The sequence below is a fragment of the Bartonella krasnovii genome (assembly GCF_003606345.3).
Taxonomy (GTDB): Bacteria; Pseudomonadota; Alphaproteobacteria; order Rhizobiales; family Rhizobiaceae; genus Bartonella; species Bartonella krasnovii.
In genome coordinates this window covers 356,989-383,098 of record NZ_CP031844.2, presented here as the reverse complement: position 1 = coordinate 383,098, position 26,110 = coordinate 356,989, and the positions used below count along the sequence as shown (strand labels likewise).

Here is a 26,110-nt window from a genome sequence, read left to right as displayed (position 1 = left end):
GGGTAATCATGTATAGCTATGAAATTAAACCTACTTGGTGTGTACAGACAGTTGTGAGAAGTGATCAAAACCCCGGAGAACTTTGTATAACTATCTCTGGATATGAAGGTGACCCCTATGTAGATACCATAATTCCTAAAGACGTCATGAAGGACCTTTTAGGTGAAGATAATTTTAAGAAAATGATATCAAATCACACACCTAGATGTACATATGCATCATACGCAAGCAAAGTATTTAGATGTATTGGATTTGAAATAGAACGATTTTCTAATGCTAAAGAAAAAATCTTTATTGCACTTAAGTCTAATGATGGACGTAGATTTATATCAATATTAGAAGTTGATGACATCATACCGCCTCTGAAATTCAATTTTTAACAACCAAACAAAACAACTTTTAACACATGCGTGATTCACGCCACGGGTGAGTTGCGCTTTAAATGGAGGAAATCAAGATGAATGAACAAAGTACCACACAAACGGAATTAATGGAAAAAACAAATACTTGTGAAACCAACTCTACAGCTATGGAACTTATTTTAGAAAGAGCCTTACAAAGTGATGTTGATCTGGAGCGTCTCAAGAGCCTTCTCGAATTGCGAGAAAAGGAGATAGAACGACAAGAGCGCCAAGACTTTGTCCGTGATCTTTCTGCTATGCAAATGGAATATAAAAACATCGAACAAAATGCCCTTAATACACATACTAAAAGTATCTATACAACGCTTGATAAATATATTGATGCAATCAAGGAAACTCTTACAAAACATCACTTTGCCTTGTTTTCTCAGATCAAAGAACAGAATTCAAACGGTATAACCGTAGAAATGACTTTAAAGCATATATCTGGCAATGAAATATCAACACAAGGAACATTTCCCTTTGACGCTACAGGGAGCAAAAACAGCATACAAGCGGTTGGCTCTACAATTACCTATGCACGAAGATACCTGCTAGGCATGCTTCTTAATGTAGCAAGAAAAGAAGACGATACAGATGGAGCCACAATTCTTGCTGGTATCTCTTTTGAACAGATGAATGAAATCAAAGAATTAATAGAACATACACAAACAAAGGAAAACGATATTCTTGCTTTTATAGGCGTAAAAAATCTCACACAGATGTCTTTAAACAAGCCCAAACCGTTTTGTTTGCTTTGAGAAAAAAGAAACGCTCTCAAATGAATAAAGCACAACAAGAGCAACAAAAGGCGGTGTGAAATGGAACAAAGAACAGCAGAATGGTTTCAAGCCCGTTTAGGTAAAGTCACCGCTTCAAACGTTTATAACGTACTCAGTAAAACAGCCAAGGGAATGCCTACAAGCAAATATGAAGACTACAAAATAAAACTTATGACAGAGCGATTAACAGAAGAAATAAGCCAATCTTATATAACGCCCGCTATGCAATGGGGCATTGACTATGAAGAAGATCCCTTGAGAGAATATGCATTCATTTATGATACAGAGGTCACAAGGTGTGGTTTCATTCAACATCCTACAATCCAAATGGCTGGTGCTAGTCCTGATGGGCTTATTGGTGAGGACGGTTTAATTGAGATTAAATGCCCACAATCATCAAATCATCTACGCTTTTTTATAGATGGCAATATCAAGTCAGAATATTACGCACAAATGCAATTTCAAATGGCTTGTACGGGGCGCAAATGGTGTGATTTCATGAGCTATAATCCAAACTTTGTAGGCAAATCCACTGGTTTGAGAATGAAGATCAAACGCATCAATCGTGATGAAGAACAAATCGAACAAATCAATCAAGCGGTCGAAATCTTTTTAGCAGAAATAGACCAAGAGATGCAAAAGATTTTAGCGAAAGCCGCTTGATGTTATGGGGGTGCTTTCTCCTCCCAGCACCCCCACCCTCTTACCACAATTTTCAAAAAAAATCATGATTCACAACACGGGTGAATTGCAGCTAAATTTAAGGGGAACTGACATGGCACACCGCCCACCTACCATAACACAACCAGCCATTGCGCGCGCTTTAAGAGAAGCCAAAAAACAAGGCGCAGAGGTTGTAGAAATAAAACCTACTGGAGAATTATTAATTCATATCAATAAAACTATAACATCACCAACAACAAGGAATAATGCTTACAGTATTGAAGATTTTCCTCCTCTTGAAAATGAACAAGAAGAATGTAGTAATCACCCTTCTTGCCCCTCTGTTGACGGCATAGAATTCTAACCATGCCAAAGCGTCGTCCACCATATCTTGTTCTTGAACGTACACGCAATGGTAAAATCATATGGTATGTACGTATTGGTCATGGACCACGGGTTCGGATTGCAGGAACTTACGGAACACAAGAATTCGTTGACAATTATACACTTGCCCTTAAGCAAGCGCAAAATGGCACCTCCAAGAAAACAAAACAAAACAGACTTGTAGAGGGCTCTTTCGATTGGTTATTACATCAGTATTTACAAAGCATGCAATGGCATAATCAATCAGAGTCAACGAAAAAAGTTAAATATAGAATTCTAAATAATATTTCTAAACATATTGGTAATCGCGCCTATAAAAGTATAGAAAAACAACATATTCTTGATGCTGTAGAAAGAAGACGCAATACTCCCGCAGCTGCAAGACACTTTTTAACGGCTTTAAACGGTCTTTTTAATTGGGCGGTTGATAATGCTCTTTTAAACAGAAACCCCGCTTTTAACATAAAACCGCCAAAATCCTTTAACGCAGAAGGTTTCACCCCATGGTTAGAAGAAGATATAGATAAATATTATCATCATTGGTCTGTCGGTACTCATGAACGTGTATGGATTGACGTCCTTTTGTATACGGGTTTACGCCGTGGTGATGCCGTTCGCATTGGCTGGAAAGATGTTAAAGATAATATTATTCATCTCAAAACAGAAAAGAGCCAATTTAAAACAGATGTTTTTTTACCAATTTTACCTGAATTAGCAGAAACTCTTAAAATTGGTCCTATAGGTAATGAAACATTTATTTGTGGAAAAGAAGGTAAAAAACTGACTAAAGAAAGTTTTGGTAATCTGTTTCGTAAAGCTTGTAATGCAGCAAGTATTAAAAAATCAGCGCATGGATTGCGAAAATTAGCGGCCACCCGCGCAGCTAATGCTGGTGCTACAGTTTCACAAATGAAAGCACTATTTGGCTGGACAGAAGATAACATGGCATCTCTTTACACAAAAAGCGCAGATCGCAAACGTCTCGCAATAGAAGCAATTAAAAAACTTCAAAAAGGTTCGGGATAGACAGAAAATAAGTTAAAGGAATCAACGGAAATAAAATTCCCGTACTTTCTGATAACTCATTGATTTCATTAAAGTATGGCTGGGGTACCTGGATTCGAACCAGGGAATGCCGGTACCAAAAACCGGTGCCTTACCGCTTGGCTATACCCCAAAAAAATATGCTTTACAGCCGTTTTTTGCACCTTATAGCGATTCCTATGAAGAGACGCAATATCTGAAAATAAAAGATCTTACTTTTTTATTATTAAAGTCTCTACACCTTGTACGATACGCAACGATACAAATTCCCAACAGAAACGAATAGACAGTTATTCTTTTAGCACAAGTCACAACCATTTATCCATCAATTATTTTTCTCTTACTTTGCTCTTTTTATTAATTTCTTAAAAACAGAAAATGAAAATCTTATCATTTATGTCTGTAATCAATGAGCATATGCTTTGCTTTTTTTGATATATTCAAATCTCATCTTTCTCAATTAAAAAACTTTTGCTACATTGGAGGTTAGCAAAGTGTATGATGACCCGCCCTGCTCTTTCATTAAACGTAAAGATGATAATATCCAATGATTTTATATGCTATATTTATGAATAGCGCTATGAAATGAAATTAAGTGCATTGAAAAGTCTTTTTTAAAAATATGACTTAATATACTGTTGTAAACACCATAACACACTAATAAGCTGAGAATTTTTACAAAAAGAGAGACATTAAAATTAATTAACATATATAAAAGCATCCAACATTTGCTTTTAGATGCTGCAAATGGCAAATTAGATTCTTGGAGTGAGCTTAACAATTAGAATCGAGGAGATTTTTAAATGGCTTTTGAATTGGCTGCATTGCCTTATGATTACGATGCTCTTTCGCCTTATATGTCACGCGAGACACTTGAATATCATCATGATAAGCATCACCTCGCTTATCTTACCAATACCAACAACCTTATAAAAGACACAGGCTTGGAAAATGAAAGCCTTGAAGAGATTGTTAAAAAAAGTTTTGGAAAAAATATTGGTTTGTTTAATAATGCAGCGCAATATTACAATCATAACCATTTTTGGCATTGGATGAAAAAAGATGGTGGTGGTAAAAAGCTACCTGAAAAACTAGCAAAAGCTATTGAATCTGATCTAGGTGGCTATGACAAATTCCGTGCTGATTTTATTGCTACTGCTGGTGCTCAATTTGGCTCTGGATGGGCATGGGTTGCTGTTAAAGATGGTAAGCTTGAAATTATGAAAACGCCGAATGGTGAAAATCCTTTGGTTCATGATGCTCAACCTATTCTAGGTGTGGATGTGTGGGAACATTCCTATTACATTGACTACCGCAATGCTCGTCCGAAATATCTCGAATCTTTCGTGGATCATTTGATCAATTGGGATTATGTTTTAAAACTTTATGAAGATTGCGGATTGTAAGCTGTTTAGATAATTTTTTAGCGTCTATCAGTCCCTATAACCTTATAAATTATAGGGACTGACAAATGAAGATATTATAGATTAGCAACGATCTTTTCCTGCTATCTTTAGAATATATGCATAGATATAAGCAACTTCTTCTAACTTTGAAAAACGTCCAGCCGCACCAGCATGGCCTGAATCCATATTAATACGCAATAAAATTGCATTATCATCTGTTTTTAACTCACGCAATTTTGCTACCCATTTTGCAGGTTCCCAGTAAGTTACACGAGGATCTGTTAACCCTGCGATCACAAGCATAGGGGGGTATTTTTGTGCTTTGACGTTATCATAGGGAGAATAAGAAGCTATAAGATTATAATCTTCTTGTGATTCAAGAGGATTTCCCCATTCAGGCCATTCTGGGGGCGTTAGGGGTAAGGAAGCATCAAGCATCGTTGTTAAAACATCAACAAAAGGTACATTAGCTATAATCCCAGCAAAATCCTGTGGTGCTATATTGGCAATCGCCCCCATCAACATGCCTCCTGCCGAACCACCATGTGCAATAAGCCGATCATGGGCTGTGAATTTATTGTTTACAAGATAGCGCCCACAAGCAATAAAATCGGTAAATGTGTTATATTTAAAAAGATGCTTTCCTTTCTCATACCATTCAACCCCTTTTTCTTTACCCCCGCGAATATGGGCAATAGCATAAATAAAACCTCTGTTTACGAGAGAGAGGGCATTACTATTGAAACTGGCAGGTATAGAAATCCCATAAGCACCATAACCGTAAAGCAAACAAGGTGCACAACCATTAAGGGGTGTATTTTTATGATAAAAAAGTGAGATGGGAATTTTTTCACCATCCTCTGCGGTGGCCATAATACGCTGCGTTATATATTCATCTTTATTATGGCCAGAGGGGATTATTTGCGCCTTTAATAATATCCGTTTTCGACTTTTTACCTCATAATCAAATACTTGATCAGGCGTTGTCATTGATGAATAAGAAAAGCGAATGAACTGGCTATTATATTCCGCTGCACCTTGCAGACCTAAAGAATAAGCCTCTTCATCAAAGGCAATGGAATGGATTTGTTTCGTTGTACGCTCCATAATTTTTATACGAGGAAGCCCTTCAAAACGTTCAAGCCAAATAAGAAAGTCTTGATATGCATCATGGGATAGGATTAAACGTCCAAGCTGATGGGATACAAGCTCTGACCAATTTTCTGATTGCGGATCCGAATACGGTGTAACCATAATTTTAAAGTCTTTTGCATTATCTAAATTCGTAAGAATATAAAAAACATCACCGCCTTCTGTAAGTGAATATTCAACACCTTTTTGCCGTTTTCGTACACATTGAGGAACACTAAGAGGCGCATTAGCAGGAATTAACCAGATCTCTGAGGTTTCATGATCATGAATATTGATATAAATAACATCATGAAGCTTAGAGCCGCTTACATTTAAGAAAAAACCTGGATTATCTTCACGAAAAATAAGTTTATCGTGTGATTGATCCGTGTTTAAGCGATGATAATAGAGCTCTGAAGGACGGTGATTTTCATCCACCTTTGTATAGAAAAAACCTTCAGATTGAGCATCCCACACAATTTGTCCAGATGTGTCAACTATGGTGTCCGTAAAATCAGATAATGTCTCTAAATTACGAATTTTAGCTGTATAAAATTCTGATCCTTTATTGTCATAGGTCCACACAACATACCTATGATCAGGAGATTCTTGGACTGAACCAAAATTGAAATATTCTTTATCCTCAGCTAATAGATCACCATTAAGATAAACATGTCTTTCTCCACCATTTCTTGGTGTCCGAAAATAATGTGGTTGTTGCCCTCCGGTAACATAAGAAAATCCGTAAGAAAAAGGTCCATTTTTTATAGGAACGGAACTATCATTCTCTTTAATCCTGCTTTTCATTTCGGTAAAAAGCAAATCTCTTAATGGCTTTGTATCAGCCATTTGAGCCTCTTGATAAGCATTTTCTTTTTCGAGATGATGTCGAATATTAGGATCAAGACAGTTAGGATTTTTAAAAACATCTTGCCAATTAGGTGCACGTAACCAATGATAGGAATCATCACGAAGAATACCATGATGTATTTCCTTATGAGTGATTTTAGATGCTTTGGGAGGAATTGTAAAAGTGCGGGTCATACACAATCCTATATTTAAATATGTTAATAGCTTCGTTTATATGTTAGAATCACAATTATTGATGCAAGTATAAAAATATAATTCCGACGCACTCGCAAAAATAGCATCGCGATCATTTATACAATTAATACCCTTCTATTCATTAGCTGTCATAGCTATTGTTTTCGAGGGAGAAATACCACTTTTATAATGGAAGTGACAGTAAGACAATTAATTTAAAAGAGAAAGAATTGATTTTTTTGATACAGTATAGATGTATAATTTTACAGACTATAACAAATATATATAAAAATATCATTTTAATGAAAAAAATAAAAAAGTATTATTCATGTTTTAAGGTCTATATTAATAATATAAGCAATGGTATTTTGTCATATTTATAATATAGTTTATTTTTTATTATTAATTTTATAAATATAAATTATAAAAATAAATTTATCCTTCACAAAATAATATTTTAAAAATTATAATTATTTAAAATAAAATTAATATTTTATATACTATATTTTTATAATTTTTAATTTTATTTTTACATTCTCAAAAAAATAAATAATTTTTATCTTATATTTTTTTTATATTTGTGATATATTATATATTATGTATGATATTATTATAGAATAAAACTATCTTTTAACATGTAAGAATTTCGTTTTTCTTATTGTATATTATGACAAAAAAGAGGTATTTATTTGATTTTTTTGTGTTTTGGTAATTTTATAGAATAATTGAATTGACAAAAAAGATTTTTGTACAATATGAAACTTATGTGCATCAGATCTTTATATTATGAGTATATGCACTATATCTCGATTTTGAATTACTCGATTTTAAATTAAAGGAAACAAGAATGGAACATCGTGCAGTCTTAGAGACTGAAAGCAATTTAGTTATTACATTGGTTGCTGATATTGTTGCTGCCTACGTGAGTAATAATTCTATTCGACCGACTGAAGTGCCAAGTTTGATTGCTGATGTCCATGCTGCTTTTCGTAAAGCAGGGAATCTAGAATTAGCTGAAGTCGAAGTTGAAAAACAAAGGCCTGCCGTTAATCCAAAGCGTTCAGTATTTCCTGATTATCTCATTTGCCTTGAAGATGGGAAAAAATTTAAATCTCTCAAGCGTCATCTCATGACACATTATGGAATGTTGCCAGAGGAATACCGTGAAAAATGGCAATTAGACAGTTCTTATCCTATGGTAGCGCCTAATTATGCAAAAACACGATCAGCTTTAGCCAAAGAGATGGGGCTTGGACGCAAAAGCAAACGGAAAAAAGCTAAATAATCATATTTTTTGAAAAATAGTTCCTATATAAATTTATATAAAGTTGTTTTTTAGAGTGCACATTTTCTGTGAAGTTTTTGTGTGTATAGCAGCTTGTAGAAAGGAAATTATATATAGCTTTCCTTACGGATTCGTTTAATCATTGATTTCAGACCATTGGATCGTTGTGGTGTAAGATTTTCATTTAAGCCAAGTTTCTCAAAGAGATCTTGAGCATCAGAGTTACGAATTTCAGAAGCTTTTTTTCCTGAATAATAAGCCAAAAGAATATAAATGAGTCCGCGCACAATATGGGCATCAGAATCACCTTGAAACGTTAATATTGGATCTTCTGAATTATTACGTGACGATAAAAGCCACACTTGGCTAACACAACCAGGAACTTTGTGGGCATCGTTTCGAGCACTTTCTGGAAAAGGTGGCAATTCATGGCCAAGCTCAATGACATAACGATAACGATCTTCCCAATTATCTAAAAGCGAAAAGTTTTCTATAATATTATCGATTGTTTCCGCCATTATCTTAGTCCTGTTTCCTTTTAATAATTATGTTGAATATATTTATTGGTAGATAAATATTTATTCTCCTAACATAATGAATATGAAGAACGTTAAAAATTCTTATTTTAAGATAGCATTGTATGGTTTTGTAAGAATTCTTTTATTTCCATTTCCTGGAAAACATTAGGAGAAATCTCTATATTATTTTTATTCCCTAATATATGCCCTAAGTATTCATAAACAGCTCTTGCACCGTAATATGCGCGTTCGCCAAGTAAACTTAAAAAGGACTTTCCTACTTTACAAGTTTCTTTATTCCGGTCACAAAATGTTCCTAAATCATTTAAAGCTTCCTTAAACGCAATAATTACATCGCTTGTTGTTGTCTCATTATTTTTTGAGTTAGAAGAATGGTTAGTGCCTGGATTTGCTACAAAAAATGAAATAATAACAAAAACAAAAAACAAAAAAAATGATAATTTAATTAAAAAACGTATCATGAGCAATTAATGTACCGCAGTGGTAAAGGCAATAAAAGAGGTATTTTACACACTGCATCTTTATAAAAAATTTATAAAATGAATTTTTTATAAATTTTAGTATTCATTTATTGGGCCTATATCATTAGCTTTTTTATAAATATGATATGATGCCACTGTATAAAAAAGTGGGATATATTTCTATTCGGCAAAAAATAACACCAAAATCATACAAAATATCATATAGTTAGAGGATTATTATATAAGGAACTATGATAAAAAATAAGATACATAATCATGATCGTGCATAAGGCGTAGAAATGTACACCTTACACTTTTATAGCCTTTTATTCCACAAGAAAATGTAGCGATAAGACAAGGGTTAAAAAGGGGAAACTCTGTTATTCTGGCTCTCGTGTCGATAAGATATTTATACTGTCTATAAAACTTTTACTGACACATCATAAATACGATCAACATGTCGCTGAAATATAAAAAATAGAGGCATATATTACGATTTCATCTCAAGCTAAGATTTTTTTATAATATTGTAAACATCAATTTAATTGATACTTATAAAAATAAGTGAATATGAATAGAAGGAATTTATGCCAAGATATAATACCATTAAGAGGAAATTTCTCTTACCAAATCGTTTACGGATAAGTAACTCTCTATATGTAAGCTATAAAGAATGATAATGGCTATCATCGCTTTAGCGTTATAGGAAAATATTCTCAACTTGATTTTAAAGAATAGGCAAACATATGTGCCAAAATGAAGAATAACGTAGCATTATTGCTTAGATGATTAAATGTGATAATGCTCGTTTGAAAATACTATAGGGTCTTGAGTGTTAATCATTTAATGCTCTCTTATACAGATTAAAGATTTGTAAAATATGAAATTAATAAAATTGAAAACCAAAAAATAATGGCAACAAAGAGAAAGACATCCCGAAAAAAAACTGTAAAACATCGTAAATACCATAATAGTATTGTTATCACTCTTCTTCTGATAATTTTTTATTTTATTTTTTGGATAGCAAAAACTCTTTATTTCTATACACGAAAAAATACTTTATTTTTTGTTGGCTCTATTCTTTTTAGCATTAGCTTTTTAGTTGTTTCATTTAATGCTTTATTTTTGCAAATGACACCACATAAAAATATTTTTACTCAAATAAAGTTTTCTTCTACCCAAAATATAGGAAAAAGTTCTAATCTATCTGAAAAAGAATCAAAATCACAAGAATCCTCTCATGTATCTTCATTAAATTCTTCAAGTCATCACAACACAAATCCACCTTTTCCCCATCAATCAGTAAGCATGCTGGAAAAGCAAAAAGAACTCGCAAAATTAGGGCTTTATGATGGACCTTTAGATGGACTGGATGGACCTAAAACACAGCGTGCTATCGCTTTATGGAAACAACAAGCTACTCAAAAAATGCAAAATGATGTTTTGTCCAGTCCCGCAACAGATGAAATTGCGATATTAATTAAACAGAGCGAAATAGAAATGGCAAATAACACAACAAAACAAAATATAACAAATGTGAAAGAAGTTACTTTACAGCCTTCTATTGAAGATATTTTACAGGTGCAAAAAGCTTTACATAATTTTGGTCATGAGGAAGTTCTTGTCACAGGAATAGAGGATCAAAAAACCATAGAAGCCTTAAAACAGTTTCAAAAAATGTTTGATCTTCCTATCACAGGAAAAATTAATCCCATAATTTTAATGAAAATGCGTGAAATTGGTTTATTAAATTAAAGATAATCGCCTGTATTATAAAAATAATTTCTTAATTGATAGTGATAATTGATCATTTTTTTCACTCCCCCGAATATAAAATTTTTTCTTTACCGGAAATCTTTTTATATTAAATAATCAGAATGGTTTTCTTATATATTATATATTGAGCCATACAATTTGCTAGCAAATGGATCATAACCGATTGCTGAAAAAAGAAAACATTGTAAGAGAGCAAAGGACATTATTTTAAAGTTTTTATTACTTCTAATGATAAAAAACACGAAACGCTGTTGTTGCATCACGCCTTCCTCTCATATTTTTGAGCCAGAAATGATTCATATACTGCCAATTTGATTTGGTGAATATAACGTAAAAATATGTCCGAACACCTGTAAGAATAAGGAGACGAAAAGCTAGTGATATTATGGCTATTGTTTTGCAAAATGTTTTATAAAAAGCCGGCATATTTCTCCAATCCATTATTGAAAAAGTTTTATATTTTATGGTGTTATTTCCTAAAAAAAAGCCCGCGCTTTTGTTGTGGCCTATCAATCAACATTTAAATCCTCATTCAATTGCATGTTTGAGATAAAGGCTAAGGTGCACTTTATCTACTTATAGCCTTTGTATGCCAAATGGGTGCAAGCGCGTATATCTCTGTTTGGGTAATGTCTTAAAATAGGAAGTCAGCTTAATTTGATCAGAACATAAAAGTTTTAAGAATAAAAATCATTTGCCATCTTGGTCATTTTCTTTTCATTTAGCTTTACGGCTTTCAAAGACATCTAAAACCCTTCCTTCTTTTAAAGAATGAAGAGTATTGCCTCACGCTTTTATTTATCACGTGTCTTTTTGGAATATCCTCTAACGTAAAACAAAACGTCCCAAACGGAATATACTTTGCCATTCAGGGGGCTTTCTTTAAAAGAAACATCGCTCAAATTACCCAGGCCCATTTTACAATAATGCCCGCTAATAATATAATAGCAATCCCACTGTGCACTATCATCTTTAGACTTATGAAGAAGCAAGCTGGCATCATTACACACTGTCCCTACCGTCAATGTTTCAACAGTTCTTGGTACTTGAGATGATTCATAAAAAAAGCATATCTTCGCTTTAATTTTTTATCTACATAGTTCTCCCCGCCTATAAAAAGCAAAAAATATGGTTTTGATTACTTCAATTATAAAAGGAGTTGAAATGAGGAAATTTTATGATAATCGGGAGAATATTCAATATGAGAAATATATAAATTATATTTATAATCAATACCTTATATAACCTTATATTTCTTCATAAACATAAATCTGGTAGCGCACAGATAGTTTTATAAACTCTGAGGAAATTTTATAATTACAAGAAGTTTTACATAATCCCATTCTACGAATAATAATGTGAAATGGATTAGGAGACATTTCTTCAAAACAGGTCATCAATGTACAAAATAAATGCATTTGTTTGAAGCATTCTGTTTTGTGTGAGGCGCTCCTCCTGTTAAAAAGAAAACACACACGATAGCGCCCCACTCTCTATCAAGCGTCCCATCCATACGTGAAAGTCTATTAATAATAACTCCTTTTTATCTTGCCTCATATTTTCTTTCATACTTCTCTCAAAAAATACACTTTCTCACATGCTATAAATTATAGTGCATTCTAGAAATGCTTTTTATTTTCTTTAAGGAATAAAATAAAAGGACGTACATAAAAATTTATTTCGGTGGTCACGATACATAAAAAAATATTAACCTGTTATATTCTTTTTGCTATTGCAGCCTGTGCTGCTGCTAAACGGGCAATTGGAACTCGAAAAGGAGAACATGAAACATAATCTAGGTTATTTTCTTCACATAAAGCAATAGACGCAGGATCGCCTCCATGTTCACCACAAATTCCCAACTTTATTTTTGCACGCTTTGAGCGTCCACGCTGTGCAGCAATAGCAATCAGTTCTCCTACACCATCACGGTCAATAGATACGAAAGGATCTTGTTCTAAAAGACCTTTTTGAAAATAGGTTGCCAAAAAAGGAGCAGCATCATCACGGGAAATTCCAAAGGTAGTTTGTGTCAAATCGTTTGTTCCAAATGAAAAAAACTCTGCCGTTTCTGCAATTTCATCAGCTCGAAGTGCTGCTCTTGGAAGCTCAATCATCGTCCCAACCATATACTGAATAGAGCTTCCCTTTTCTTTCATCACTTCCTCAGCAACCTGATCAATACGTGCTTTGACAAAATCGAGTTCAGATTTAAGCGCAATAAGTGGCACCATAATTTCAAGCATAACAGGAGATCCAGATTTTTGGGCTGCTTCTGCTGCTGCTTCAAAAATCGCCCGCGCTTGCATTTCAGCAATTTCAGGATAAGTAATGGCTAAACGACATCCTCGTAATCCAAGCATAGGGTTAAATTCGTGCAACTGCTGTGCACGTTCAGCAAGCGCTTCTGCAGAAACCCCCATCGCTTTTGCAACTTCAAGAATTTCTGCATCGGTTTTTGGTAGGAATTCATGGAGTGGTGGATCAAGCAAGCGAATGGTCACAGGTAAACCACACATAATTTCAAATAATTCACTAAAATCTGAACGCTGCATTGGCAAAAGTTTATCTAACGCTTTGCGACGTCCACTTTCATCATGACTTAAAATCATTTCACGCATGGCAATGATACGTTCACCAGAAAAAAACATATGCTCCGTACGGCAAAGACCAATACCTTCAGCCCCAAAAGAACGCCCCATACGGGCATCAGATGGTGTCTCAGCATTGGCGCGAACTCTTATACGTCGCATCCCATCAGCCCATTCCATCAACTTTGCAAAGTCACCACAAAGCTCAGGCTGCAACATCGCAACCTTCCCTTTGAAAATTTCCCCACTGCCACCATCAATTGTGATAATATCACCCTTTCTAAAGCTTTCTCCTGAAGCAAGCAGCGTATTTGTGTTATAATCAATCCGTACACTTCCAGCACCGGAAATACATGGCTTCCCCATCCCCCGTGCTACAACAGCAGCGTGGCTTGTCATGCCGCCACGCGTTGTTAAAATTCCTTCAGCTACATGCATCCCATGAATATCTTCTGGGCTTGTTTCTACACGGACTAAAATAACTTTGCGCCCTTCAGCCGCTGCTGTTTCTGCCTCTTCTGAGGTAAAAACAATTTCACCCGTTGCGGCTCCAGGAGAAGCCGGTAAACCACGTCCTACAACCAAACGTTCTGCTTTGGGATCTAGTGTTGGGTGTAAAAGTTGGTCAAGTGACTTTGCATCAATACGCATCACAGCTTCTTCACGACTTATTAACCCCTCTTCAACCATTTCAATTGCCATCTTGAGAGCTGCACGAGCTGTGCGTTTTCCTGAACGAGTCTGCAACATCCATAATTTACCCTTTTCAATGGTAAATTCAAGATCCTGCATATCTCGATAATGCTGCTCAAGTTTCTGCGCGATCTGACATAACTTAAAAAAAGCTTCAGGCATGATTTTTTCTAAAGACGGGTTATTTGAACCAGCAATAATACGCGCATTCTCTGTAATATTTTGAGGCGTTCGAATACCCGCCACAACATCCTCCCCCTGTGCATTAACTAAAAATTCACCATAAAGTTCTTTTTGCCCTGTCGATGGATTACGTGTAAAAGCAACACCTGTTGCCGAATCTTCTCCCATGTTACCAAAAACCATAGCTTGCACATTCACAGCCGTTCCCCAACTTTCAGGAATGCCATGTAAACGGCGATAAGTAACTGCACGTGCTGTCATCCAACTTGAAAAAACAGCTCCAATCGCCCCCCATAACTGTTGTTCAGGATCTTGTGGGAAAGGTTTTCCTAATTGTTTTTCAACATAGGCTTTATAAGAAGTAATAACATTTTTCCAATCATCTGCTGTCATTTCTGTATCAACAGTGTAACCATTGTGTGCTTTTACTTCATCAAGAATCTCTTCAAAATACGAATGGTCTAACCCCAAAACAACGTTAGAATACATTTGGATAAAACGTCGATAACTATCATAAGCAAAACGCTCATTATTGGCTTGTAAAGCAATCGCTTTGACAGTTTCATCATTCATGCCAAGATTTAGCACTGTATCCATCATCCCTGGCATAGAAGCTCGCGCCCCTGAACGAACAGAAAGCAAAAGTGGTCTTTGTTCATTCCCAAATTCACGTCCTGTTTGTTCAGCAACGCGTCTTAGTGCTTTCTTAACAGATTCCTGTAGCTCTTCTGGATATGATTTGTCATGAGCATAATAAAAATTACAAACTTCTGTTGTCAGAGTAAATCCGGGCGGTACCGGCAAACCGAGATTACTCATTTCCGCCAAATTAGCGCCCTTACCTCCCAGAAGATTACGCTCGCTTGCGCTTCCTTCTGCGCTGCCATCTCCAAAACTATAAACCCATTTTTTCATTATATAAATCCTCCCATATCAGCATCAAAACATCATTCAAGCTAGGATCATTTAAATGCAATGATTTGATTTTAAAATCGGCAAAACAAAGAATATCGTTCTATAATCACTTCATAAATGCACAACACCAATCCTTCCAAAAGAGAAATGACCACACATCTCACTTATCCACCTTTTGGAGGATTAAAACTCAGTTTTTAAGATAACCATCAATCAGCGAAAAAAAGTCTTCTACTTTCATGGCTCCTTCATATTTATCTCCATTGATAAAGAAAGTAGGCGTTGCTGTAACACCAAGTTCTTTACCACGCTCAAAAGATGCATTCACTTCATCTAAAATGGCCTGATTTTTCAAACACGCAGTAAAACTCTCATCTGTAAAGCCCGCCATTAAGCTAATTTTTTTCAATGGTGTCAGAGCATCTTTTACCCAAACCCACTCATTTTGTTTTTGAAATAAAACTTCTATCAAAGGAAAATAGCGATCTTCTGGTGCACATCGTGCTAACATAAAACCTGCTGTTGCCCGAGGATCAAAAGCATAATCGCGAAAAATCATTTTTACTTTGCCTGTTTTAATATATTTTTTACGAATTTGAGGAAGGATATCATTATAAAAATGCGCACAATGCGTACATGTCAACGAAGCATACTCCACAATGATGACTGGAGCATCTGCCTCTCCTTCAAAGCGATCCTTTACTTTACCCGATTGAAGAAGCTCAGCCATATCCACCGTTGCAACAGGTTTGGGACTACGTGCTAAAGCAACTGTTACACTGTTTTGTACAATCGTTATAAAGAGAAAAATTATTCCGAGAGATAAACAAGAACGATATTTTACCATAAATAATACTTTTCTGTTGTTATTAAACGAATAGGAATCCAATGCTTTTGCATATATTATAAGGAATAATATATAAAATATCTTGCTATTTATTATTTTTTTCCAAGAAAATGCAACAGCCAAGTTTATAAAGTGATTGGCGTAAGCTTTTATCTTCAATTCCTTCGAGCATTTTTTCCAAGCATTTTTTGTCTGTTTCACTCAAAGTCAGCTTTATAGGTACACGCTTCATAAAAATCGACAGACTTCTTTGCTCAATCTTGATACGATCAATAGCAATATAACCAAAAAATCCATTAATTCTATGAAGCAATTCCTTTGTCTCATGCATCAATTTTAACGCAGCAAATCCTTCACATGCGATAACAAGCGTTGCAGGCTTAAAAACTTCATCTTGATCGGCGCGACGTTTCCAAATAATTTTAAGGGGTATTGTATGTTTACTGATATCATAGCCCGCAATTTGTGGCCAATGCTCTATAAGCGCAACATTAAGCCCTGTCCGTTTGCGTAAAACTGGATCAAGTATTTGCAGAACCGTCCTCGAAAGAGAATAAAAAGCATGCTTTTTTAGTTGTTTTCTCATTTTTAGATCATTGTTCAATCATTTACTCAATTATAATCATTTGTTTCATCAAAAAATTATTACCTTTCCAATTTATATAATATCAACAAAATAGACATTCTTTCCTCAGCAAAATCTCAACAATAAAAATACAAGAGCAAAAAACATAGCCCAATAAATGCTTTTTTCTTTTGCATTTTACATCTCCCTATGCTTGAAAACAATCATGTATGAAATTTCTTCGCACCTCCTTTCTTGGTACGATCAAAATCACCGACATCTCCCATGGCGGATTACCCCCAAAGAGCAAAAACAAGGTATCCGTCCTGATCCTTATCACGTTTGGCTTTCTGAAGTCATGCTTCAACAAACGACCGTTGAGACGGTTAAGCCTTATTTTAAAAAATTTCTAAAACTTTGGCCTAACCTTTCCTCTTTAGCAAAAGCCTCACAAGATGACATCATGAAAGCATGGGCTGGACTTGGTTATTATTCACGCGCACGTAATCTTAAAAAATGTGCAAGACAGCTTGTTGAAAACTACGCAGGACAATTTCCACAATCTGTAAAGGCCTTACGAACTCTCGCAGGTATTGGAGATTATACAGCCGCAGCCATTGCCGCAATTGCCTTTAACCACCCTGTAGCGGTGGTTGATGGTAATGTTGAACGTGTAGTCGCCCGCCTTTTTGCTATTACTTCAATATTACCAAAAGCAAAAGCTGAAATTAAAGAAAAAACACAAAAAATTATTGCCTTAAATCGTCCTGGCGACTTTGCTCAAGCAATGATGGATTTGGGAGCAACAATTTGTACTCCACGCAAACCATCTTGTTCTATCTGCCCTCTTCAAAATTTATGTAAAGCGGCAAAGATGCAACAAACAGAAGCTTTTCCAGTTAAAGCTCCTAAAAAAGAACGCCCTTTAAAAACAGGTGTTGCTTTTGTGGTCCTTAATAAAAAGCGACAAATTTATTTAGAAAAAAGACAAACACAAAAGCTCCTTGGTGGAATGACCCAAATTCCTAATAATATTGGCATAAACAACGAAAGTGGACTTCAAAATGCACCCTTTACTGCCAATTGGCAATTCAAAGGACAAATTACCCATGTTTTTACTCACTTTTCTCTAAAACTCGATGTTTACTATACTGACGATCTTCATGAAACAAATTGTGAAGATGGTTGGTGGTGCAACATTCAACATCTTGCTGAAGAAGCGCTCCCTACTGTTATGAAAAAAGCTATCTCCATAGCACTGCCCAATTCTTTTAGATTTAAATGACTGTCCCTATTGGTAAAAATGTTTGTTAATGGAGACTTTGATATCCCTAGCGACCATTTCTTCATCTGTAAAAGAAAATTTAAGAACGTGAAATAACCAATTTTTCCTACAAATAAGAATTAAGCAGGAATAAAAAAAGCTTAGAAACCTTAGGTTTAAATTTCAGGATTTATTTTTTCACTTACGCAAAAGCAAGCCGATACCATCACACACTTTACCAGTCTCCAATTTTGTCTACAGCCCCCTTAGCTCTTGAGATGATTCATAAGAGGTACTTTTAGTCCTTTCTATAGAATTTTTTTGCTCTAGGTTAGGCTCCGATTATAATGTGCAAACAAATGATTTTTATTGCCTCAATATAAAACAGGTTTGAAATAAAAAATCTGACAATATTCGAGAAGCTAATTCAAAAGGTGAATAATGCCAAATTATCGTTATAAGTTAATATATTGCTATATTGCACGACATCCATAAATGTACATGCTCCCTCCTTAAAAGAACTTAATTTTTTTGAACTTCTACATGAATCTTTTTAATTCTGTTATTTGATTTTCATAAAACTATATCGATCAATAATTTGACTATTTTTATACTTAAATAAAAGTGTAGAATGAAGATTCTTCACCTTGATTTTTTCTACAAGAAATACAAAAAAACACTCACTTTCCACTTTGCAAGAAAAACGGGCATATAAATAACGCTTTTAAAGGCATAAAATGCCCTTACGTCTCTCTCAATTAAGGGCACCTACACATTGGTGATCAATATAATGAAGTGATCTTCTTCGTTTATAAAACACCTGTTTTTAACATTTGTGAGCGTATGATCATTCTTAAATGATCTATGGATTTCAATCGTCCATTTTCCTCATAATACCAAAAAGTCCAACCGTTACAACTCTGCGAATCTTGAGCCTTTCTCCCCATTGCATGAATTGATCCGGCTTCACCACCATGCATAATCGTACCATCAGCTCTTACAATAGCAGATACTTGCTTCTTGCGATCATAAAGAACTTCCCCAGGATAGAGTAAACCTGCTTCAAGCAAACTATTAAATGCTACACGTGGTTCTGCTTTTTTTCTATCCAAAATTGCTAGTTCTGGTTGCGCTAGAGGTTTAATTGCCGCAATTCTCTCACATGCTGCGTCAATGTAATCTTGCTCGCGTTCAATCCCCACAAAATCACGCCCTAAAAGCTTAGCAACAGCACCTGTTGTTCCCGAACCAAAAAACGGATCAAGAATAACATCACCAGGCTTACTAGAAGCCATGATAATACGCGCTAATAATGCTTGTGGTTTTTGTGTTGGATGTAATTTACGCCCTGAATCATCCTTTAAACGTTCAGCTCCAGTGCAGAGAGGGAAAAGCCAATCTGAACGCATTTGTAAATCTTCATTTGCTGCTTTTAAAGCATCATAATTAAATGTGTACTTTTTGTCTTTTTGATCTCGCACAGCCCAAATCAGCGTCTCATGGGCATTTTGAAAGCGGCGCCCTCGGAAATTAGGCATCGGATTATTTTTACGCCAAATAATATCATTAAGCATCCAAAAACCTAAATCTTGTAATGCCGTACCAACTCGAAAAATATTATGGTAAGATCCGATAACCCAAAGCGTTCCGTTGGGTTTTAACACACGACGACACGCAAGCAACCATGCTCGGGTAAAAGCATCATAAGCAGCAAAACTCTCAAACTGGTCCCATGCATCATCAACCGCATCAACAAGCGAATGATCTGGGCGGTATAAAGCACCATCCAATTGCAAATTATAAGGGGGATCTGCAAAAATCATATCAACAGAATGTTTTGGCAATTTTTCTAAAACGGCAACACAATCTCCTTTAAAAATTTTATTGCGCCATGGCATCTGTGAGGAAGTACGAATGAAATCTTTTTGAAGCTGAATAACTGTCATGAAAAACCCAACGAAATGAACTGAATTTGCCCTATAATCAATCAAAATAGTTTATAGGCCCGCATTACCCATCCATATTTACAAAATAGAGTAAACGTATCGTTAAAGTTCTACAAAATTGATATTCGTTTTTATTTTTTTAATGTACTATTCTTATAACTTTTATTTTGTAAAAAAATTAAAAATCGTTTTCAAAGCATATTTTTATGAAATAAGGTCATCTTAGTATTGTTTTCATGAAAATTGTCCATCTCGTAACATGTAAAGGAATATCTTATGCCTCAGATAGATCTTATTATTTTTGATTGTGACGGAGTTCTCGTCGACTCTGAATATCTTGCAGCAAAAATTGGATCTCAATTGCTCAAACAAACAGGATATGAAATATCACCCGAAGAATTGAGTGAGCGTTTTGCAGGACTTATCTTTCGCGATATTCTTAAACACGTTGAACAGGAAACAGAAAAACCAGTTTCTGCTCATCTCATAGATCAGATGACCAATATTTTTCGTACACAAATAAAAACTGAATTACGAGCTATTGATGATGTAAGAGAAGCTGTAGAAATAATTCAAACGCGCTATCCCTACTGTATCTGCTCTAATGCAAAGAGCGTAGATATAAAAGAAATGCTCACCACTGTTGATCTTTATGACCTTTTTGAAGGTAAAATATTTTCAGCACCTGAAGTTGGAACAAAAAAAACGAAACCAGCACCTGATGTTTTCCTTTTTGCCGCACAACAATTACAGGTAGAGCCGCAAAACACAATCGTTATAGAAGATTCACTTCATGGTGTCCATGCCGCTATAGCAGCAGGCATGCGTGTCATCGGCTTTACAGGAGGTTCGCATAGCTATCTTGGCCACTCTAATGCACTTGCAGAAGCTGGTGCGGAAACAGTTATCTCAAAACATGCTCATTTAGGAGAAGTTTTAGAAGCAATGGCTGTATGGCGCGATTTATTATAAAAAAAACTCTTGAAGATATCAGTTTGTAAATTCTTATAAGAGGATATTTTACCCAAATATCCTCCCCTTCTCGCTTCTCTTCTTTTCTAATAACTTTAATAAATACGTGATTTTCAACATAAAGCGATTGCATCTTAATAATGTGAAGAAGAAAAAATATGGGCCCTTGCCCAGAAACCATAAATCTAACCATTACACATGCTTTAAAAGAAGCAAGGATACGAATGTATAGAAATTCAACCTCCTGGGAAATCAAACCTACCGGTAAATTGCTTATCTTTCTCAAATCCAATATTCCTAATCCCAACATCAGTCACCCATCTTCATAAATGGTTAGATTTGTCAAAGAAAAGAATATTATGACCCCTTGCTCAATAAGATGTGAAAATTGCTATGTAAAAATCATCCTCCCTCAGCTTATTAAATCATTACCCAACATGATAAAATTGTATGCTCTGTTCGTATTGACCACAGGCGAATACATTAAAATTCGCGGAATCTGTAAAACACAAAAGTTTATTGAAAATGACAAAAGCATCCTTTCCGAGTTATAAGGGCTTATACTTTCTCAATCCAAATCTCATAAACTTGTTGAAGGTTTATTGATATTGCTGCTTAAAAAATCTTTTAACAATATCAATTGCCATAACCTTCTAAAATTATATAAAGATTAAGAAAATATGTCTTTATAAGGATATGCAATTTTATAGGAAATATTTTTATCAAGAAAATGATGAGCAATACATTGATTTATAATCATAATCTAACTTTATCCAGATTAAACAAAAAATGAATATCGTAAAAATCTTTTATTTCAAATCTGAATATATTAAGTGAATTAAAAAATAAATAAAAATACCCCTTCATGAAGCACCTCAAGAGCCAAGAATTATAGCAACATTAGGAACGAGCCCAGCGTACCATCTTACTCCTTTATAAAAATAAAGATGGCGAGGACTTGTGAACTTAGAGTCTTATCATTATACTACTCACACGTATCCTTATAAAATAAGCTAAGCGTTTTTTTTAACAAATATTTCAATATGAAACATATAATAGCTAAGGTTGAATACCGTCAAGAGATAGCAGTAGCAGCTTAAAATTTTCTCAAAGCACTTAATAAACTTTTTAAATGCGTAATGAAACTTTATTTTTTCAAAAGTAATCCAACTTTAATAAAAACGTCCTTTCTAAAAAAGTAGTTTTTCAGTTTGGACGGAAGAAAATTTTTTAAATATTATCCAATGTTAACTTTTGGAGTACACGCACAAATATATCTCTATTGATGTTCTTCTGAATATTATCTGCGGTCGCGCTACTCATATTGACGAAAAGATCATAGTATTCATCTTTATTCAACCCGTACTCTACTTCACTATCAAAAACTGTATATTTTTTATTATCTATAAATTAAAAGGAAATATATTTGATAATATTCTAGCGATGTCTTTTATATTCAGTGTTGAGAGTTTTTTCGTATAAATTATAATTTTCATATTTTTATTATATATTAATGAATTTAAAAAAATATATAATTACTACATATTGTTTTATATATGAGACATAATAAAATTTTTTAAAAATATTTTTTGTAATTATTACTGTTACTTTTTTACAATAATGTTTATAAAAATGTATAGTTATATTTTAATTTATATATTTTTAATATTGACTAAAAATACATAATGAAATATGCAGATTCCATATAAAGTAAGTTATGTGTACATATTGTATATTTACTTACATATATAATTTAAAAGTATTTGAGGTAAAGTTATGGTAAAATTATTTAAAAATTATGTCTTAAGTTTTTTTATAGCGAGCACTTTTTTTCTTTCACAAACCATAAATGTTAATGCAAATTATTTAGAAAACACTCCCCCAAAAGAGGAATTGTCTATTCCTCTAATGGCACTAAAGAACGCGAAATCTGATGCGGTTTCTACAACTGCTTTCTATACTCCATCTGTAAGTTATCAAATAGAAAATGGAACAATGGGTGAAGGAAAAGTTGAAAAAGTCGTTGAACCTATGACTATAGTAGTAGCGATATTAGCTACCGGATATGGAATAAGTCTTTTAGGATCGATCATAGGTTGGATAAAGGATATCGTATTGATGTTCAAATAATTCAATATATTGTATAACGCTAGAATAATCGCTTCATTATGTATTATTATTTCATTGCAAGTAATTACATAATGAAGCTATTCTTACTAAAAATATAAATGATGTAGATTAAATCCAAATATCCAAAATATAAATTTACGCATATATATTAAATAGTATAAAGTATTTGAGGTAAATTATGATTAAATTATTTAAAAGTCATATATTAATTATTTTCATGATGTTTACCTTTTCTCTTTCACAGGTTGTAACTGTAAATGCAAAATATTCGCAAAAGAGCACTCATCGTGAGAATAGTTTTGTTTCAGCAATAGAACAGAAAAGAAAAGATGTCATCCATTCCGTTTCTCTCTATACACCAAATCTAAATCATGATGTGGGAGGTGAAACGACCATTGAGGGAAAATTTGAAAAGGTCTTTGAGCCTCTTACAATAGGGACTTTTGGTATTGGGATGGTAATTGGATATGCTGCAAGTACAGCAGGCATGTTTTTAGGATGGATAATAGGCAAAATAATATCGTACTTTAAATCTCATTAAAATTGAAATTTCAGAGGAATAAAATCTTCTCGTATGAAATATAAACTATAAATGCATTCTGTTCTTATTCATTGTTGATGATAAAAACAAAGAATTATCCCATTAAGAATGAAAATTAAATACTTATATTTCTCTTAATGTGTACTTATTCTATCAATGCATCTATTCAATTATAATTAAAATAAAAGTATTGGTGATAAATGATGATTCAATTATTAAAAACTTATTTATTGAATATTTTAATAGTGATTTCTTTTTTACTTTCACAAGTTATCAATGTTCATGCCAATCATTTGAAAAATGATGCTCAATGGGAAACTATTTCTCTCATGGAACAAGTAGAGAAAAAAGCTATCAGTATCGCTACTTTTTATGTCCCCAATTTTACTCATGGCGTAAAAAATGAATCTGCTATTGAAGGAAAAGTTGAGAAAGTGTTTGAACCCATTACTATAGGTGTTTTTTCTACAGTAGGCGCTTTGGGTTTTGGATTCTTGACTGGGTCTATTATGGCTATATTTAGCGGAATAATTGGATGGGCAATAGGAAAACTTAAAGGTAACTAGTTCAAAGATATTCAATTATTTTCTCTATTTAAAATAGGAACATTTTACAGCCTGCTTTCCATCATTTGGCAGGCTGTTTTTATGCTTTCTATGGATAAGTTTTAGGTTACCATACTGTATAACAAAAATATAATACTTATTCGTACATAGGCTGATAAATTAAGCTAAACAAAGATTATTCAAAATATAAATTTTCGCACGAAATGCCATAAAATTACCTTATAGGTTTTCCAGTGTGGGTTCTAAGGTCTATCATTTCAATATTCATTTTAGCAAATTTAATTGTTACAAAGTAGAAAAGCATAAAATAGCTCTGGATAATAGAGAAAAAGATTTCAATTGTAACAGGTTTTCTGTGAACATTTGACTTTTATATCTTAAATGTATCTCAAAAATAAAAATGTTTAAAATCATTTCTTTTATTTTTCTTTTATTATTGAGTTAAAAAGAAGAAAATAAGCTTCTATCCATTTAATAATTTAAATATTATGAAAAACATGAAATAAATAACTTCATCAATTTGCCAGGAATAAAAAAGGATAAAACTTATGAAATATATCAGCACGAGAGGGCAATCTCCTGCTTTAAGCTTTACGGAAACGATCATGACAGGGCTGGCAAGTGATGGTGGACTTTATCTTCCAGATAAATTTCCGCAACTATCATTTGATGCGTTACGCGCACTTCGTGGGCAGTCTTATACAACGATTGCTAAAACAGTTCTGTGGCCCTTTGTAAATAATGAGATCGAGTATACAGCTTTTGAGAATATGATTGCTGAATCTTATGCAACCTTCCATCATCCAGCAATCTGTCCGTTACAACAAACTGGAACAAATGAATTTATTCTTGAACTCTTTCATGGGCCTACTTTAGCTTTTAAAGATGTGGCAATGCAATTTCTTTCTCGACTGATGGATTATATTTTGACTAAAAAAAATAGATGTGCAACAATTATTGCTGCAACATCAGGTGATACAGGGGGGGCTGCGATACACGCTTTTGCGGAAAAAGAGCACTCAGATATTTTTATTTTATTTCCTAAAGGACGTGTATCACCTGTTCAACAACGGCAAATGACAACCAATCAAAGTACAAATGTTCACGCCATTGCCATTGAAGGAAATTTTGATGATTGCCAAGCTCTTGTCAAAGCAATGTTTAATGATCATCATTTTCGTAAAAAAAGAGCCCTTTCAGGTGTTAATTCTATAAATTGGGCGCGTATTATGGCGCAAATTGTTTACTATTTTTCATCTGCACTTTCTTTAGGTGCTCCTGATAGAGCTGTTTCATTTACTGTTCCTACTGGAAATTTCGGTGATATTTTTGCAGGTTATGTCGCTGCGCGTATGGGTTTACCCATTGCTCAACTCGTTATTGCAACAAATGATAATGATATCCTTTCACGTACATTGATCAGCGGTACTTACGAAACACAACCAATCGTCTATACCACTTCACCTTCTATGGATATTCAAATCTCTTCTAATTTTGAACGTTTACTCTTTGAAAGCGGTAATCGTGATCCAATGAGAATTTGCAATGCAATGGAAGACTTGAAAAAAACGGGATCTTTCACTCTTGATGAAAAACAACTCAAAAATATTCGTTCTCTCTTTTCCGCTGGAAAAAGTAACATGGCGGAAACAGCACAAACAATTGATCGTGTCTATAAAGAAAGTGGCTATCTTGTCGATCCACATACAGCCGTTGCCCTTAAAGTAGCGCGAGAAAATAAAAAACCACATATTCCAATGATCGTTCTTGCCACGGCTCATCCTGCTAAATTTCCTGATACGATTAAAAATGCTTGCGGACTTCACGCCTCATGGCCATCTCATCTCAGTGATGTCATGAAAGCTGAAGAACACTTCATAAGTCTTGCTAATGATGAAAAAATAGTAAAAGATTATATTTCTTTAAAATCGCGTGCATCTTATTAAAGTTAGCTGCATTAATTTAAATCAAGAATATTCTA

At 34.2% G+C, this 26,110-nt stretch carries 20 protein-coding genes, 1 tRNA gene and 1 pseudogene; 14 read left to right on the top strand and 8 right to left on the bottom strand.

Going from position 1 to position 26,110, the window contains the following annotated elements; genetic code table 11:
• Positions 1-8: 8 nt before the first annotated feature.
• The 5 genes and pseudogenes from D1092_RS01505 to D1092_RS01485 all read left to right on the top strand — a co-directional run bounded on the left by D1092_RS01505 (position 9) and on the right by D1092_RS01485 (position 3,256).
• Entirely contained in the window at positions 9-380 is a 372-nt protein-coding gene (locus D1092_RS01505; protein ID WP_120121875.1) for a hypothetical protein, read from the top strand.
• 77 nt (positions 381-457) lie between these two features.
• Positions 458-1,221: pseudogene (locus tag D1092_RS01500) on the top strand (ERF family protein).
• A gap of 1 nt (position 1,222) precedes the next feature.
• A complete protein-coding gene (locus tag D1092_RS01495) occupies positions 1,223-1,846 on the top strand; it encodes a lambda exonuclease family protein (RefSeq protein WP_120121874.1) in 624 nt (207 codons plus the stop codon).
• A 112-nt stretch (positions 1,847-1,958) separates the two neighbouring features.
• Positions 1,959-2,210, top strand: a complete 252-nt coding sequence (locus D1092_RS01490; RefSeq protein ID WP_120121873.1) for a hypothetical protein — start codon at positions 1,959-1,961, stop codon at positions 2,208-2,210.
• Positions 2,211-2,212: 2 nt separating this feature from the next.
• Positions 2,213-3,256: a tyrosine-type recombinase/integrase gene (locus D1092_RS01485; protein WP_120121872.1), complete on the top strand. Its 1,044-nt coding sequence runs from the start codon at positions 2,213-2,215 to the stop codon at positions 3,254-3,256.
• 76 nt (positions 3,257-3,332) lie between these two features.
• On the opposite strand, the gene D1092_RS01480 is transcribed toward D1092_RS01485, so the two are convergent.
• Positions 3,333-3,407 (bottom strand) — tRNA-Gln (locus D1092_RS01480).
• A 670-nt stretch (positions 3,408-4,077) separates the two neighbouring features.
• On the opposite strand from D1092_RS01480, the gene D1092_RS01475 reads away from it, so the two are divergent.
• Positions 4,078-4,680 carry a superoxide dismutase gene (locus D1092_RS01475; RefSeq protein WP_120121871.1) on the top strand — a complete coding sequence of 201 codons (603 nt, stop codon included), beginning with the start codon at positions 4,078-4,080 and terminating at the stop codon, positions 4,678-4,680.
• 81 nt (positions 4,681-4,761) lie between these two features.
• Here D1092_RS01475 and D1092_RS01470 read toward each other — a convergent pair whose 3' ends face one another.
• Positions 4,762-6,855: a S9 family peptidase gene (locus D1092_RS01470; protein ID WP_120121870.1), complete on the bottom strand. Its 2,094-nt coding sequence runs from the start codon at positions 6,853-6,855 to the stop codon at positions 4,762-4,764.
• An 847-nt stretch (positions 6,856-7,702) separates the two neighbouring features.
• On the opposite strand from D1092_RS01470, the gene D1092_RS01465 reads away from it, so the two are divergent.
• The gene (locus tag D1092_RS01465) at positions 7,703-8,140 is read left to right on the top strand and encodes a Ros/MucR family transcriptional regulator (RefSeq protein WP_120121869.1); all 438 of its coding nucleotides are present in this window, start codon (positions 7,703-7,705) and stop codon (positions 8,138-8,140) included.
• Between the two features lie 107 nt (positions 8,141-8,247).
• Here D1092_RS01465 and D1092_RS01460 read toward each other — a convergent pair whose 3' ends face one another.
• Both D1092_RS01460 and D1092_RS01455 read right to left on the bottom strand, forming a co-directional pair.
• A complete protein-coding gene (locus D1092_RS01460; protein ID WP_120121868.1) occupies positions 8,248-8,658 on the bottom strand; it encodes a SufE family protein in 411 nt (136 codons plus the stop codon).
• Between the two features lie 107 nt (positions 8,659-8,765).
• Positions 8,766-9,140 (bottom strand): DUF5330 domain-containing protein, encoded by a 375-nt coding sequence (locus D1092_RS01455; RefSeq protein WP_120121867.1) that lies wholly within the window; start codon positions 9,138-9,140, stop codon positions 8,766-8,768.
• 912 nt (positions 9,141-10,052) lie between these two features.
• On the opposite strand from D1092_RS01455, the gene D1092_RS01450 reads away from it, so the two are divergent.
• On the top strand, positions 10,053-10,895 hold the full coding sequence (locus tag D1092_RS01450) for a peptidoglycan-binding domain-containing protein (protein ID WP_120121866.1): 843 nt from the start codon (positions 10,053-10,055) through the stop codon (positions 10,893-10,895).
• A 1,736-nt stretch (positions 10,896-12,631) separates the two neighbouring features.
• Here the strand turns inward: D1092_RS01450 and ppdK are convergent.
• The 3 genes from ppdK to D1092_RS01425 form a co-directional block, all read right to left on the bottom strand.
• Positions 12,632-15,298, bottom strand: coding sequence for a pyruvate, phosphate dikinase (gene ppdK / locus D1092_RS01435; RefSeq protein ID WP_120121865.1), 2,667 nt, complete (start codon positions 15,296-15,298; stop codon positions 12,632-12,634).
• A gap of 190 nt (positions 15,299-15,488) precedes the next feature.
• The gene (locus D1092_RS01430) at positions 15,489-16,145 is read right to left on the bottom strand and encodes a DsbA family protein (RefSeq protein WP_120121864.1); all 657 of its coding nucleotides are present in this window, start codon (positions 16,143-16,145) and stop codon (positions 15,489-15,491) included.
• Positions 16,146-16,230: 85 nt separating this feature from the next.
• A complete protein-coding gene (locus D1092_RS01425) occupies positions 16,231-16,731 on the bottom strand; it encodes a DUF721 domain-containing protein (protein WP_120121863.1) in 501 nt (166 codons plus the stop codon).
• Between the two features lie 157 nt (positions 16,732-16,888).
• Between D1092_RS01425 and mutY the strand changes: the two genes are divergently transcribed.
• Positions 16,889-17,995: an A/G-specific adenine glycosylase gene (mutY, locus tag D1092_RS01420; RefSeq protein ID WP_120121862.1), complete on the top strand. Its 1,107-nt coding sequence runs from the start codon at positions 16,889-16,891 to the stop codon at positions 17,993-17,995.
• A gap of 788 nt (positions 17,996-18,783) precedes the next feature.
• On the opposite strand, the gene D1092_RS01415 is transcribed toward mutY, so the two are convergent.
• Positions 18,784-19,872, bottom strand: a complete 1,089-nt coding sequence (locus tag D1092_RS01415; protein WP_404978353.1) for a site-specific DNA-methyltransferase — start codon at positions 19,870-19,872, stop codon at positions 18,784-18,786.
• A gap of 324 nt (positions 19,873-20,196) precedes the next feature.
• Between D1092_RS01415 and D1092_RS01410 the strand changes: the two genes are divergently transcribed.
• The 5 genes from D1092_RS01410 (at position 20,197) to thrC (ending at position 26,075) form a co-directional block, all read left to right on the top strand.
• Positions 20,197-20,892 (top strand): HAD family hydrolase, encoded by a 696-nt coding sequence (locus D1092_RS01410; RefSeq protein WP_120121860.1) that lies wholly within the window; start codon positions 20,197-20,199, stop codon positions 20,890-20,892.
• A 1,776-nt stretch (positions 20,893-22,668) separates the two neighbouring features.
• Positions 22,669-23,022: a hypothetical protein gene (locus tag D1092_RS01400; RefSeq protein WP_120121859.1), complete on the top strand. Its 354-nt coding sequence runs from the start codon at positions 22,669-22,671 to the stop codon at positions 23,020-23,022.
• A gap of 178 nt (positions 23,023-23,200) precedes the next feature.
• The gene (locus D1092_RS01395) at positions 23,201-23,563 is read left to right on the top strand and encodes a hypothetical protein (RefSeq protein ID WP_120121858.1); all 363 of its coding nucleotides are present in this window, start codon (positions 23,201-23,203) and stop codon (positions 23,561-23,563) included.
• A gap of 203 nt (positions 23,564-23,766) precedes the next feature.
• Positions 23,767-24,129: a hypothetical protein gene (locus D1092_RS01390; RefSeq protein WP_120122745.1), complete on the top strand. Its 363-nt coding sequence runs from the start codon at positions 23,767-23,769 to the stop codon at positions 24,127-24,129.
• Between the two features lie 548 nt (positions 24,130-24,677).
• Positions 24,678-26,075, top strand: a complete 1,398-nt coding sequence (gene thrC, locus D1092_RS01385; protein ID WP_120121857.1) for a threonine synthase — start codon at positions 24,678-24,680, stop codon at positions 26,073-26,075.
• Positions 26,076-26,110 lie beyond the last annotated feature (35 nt).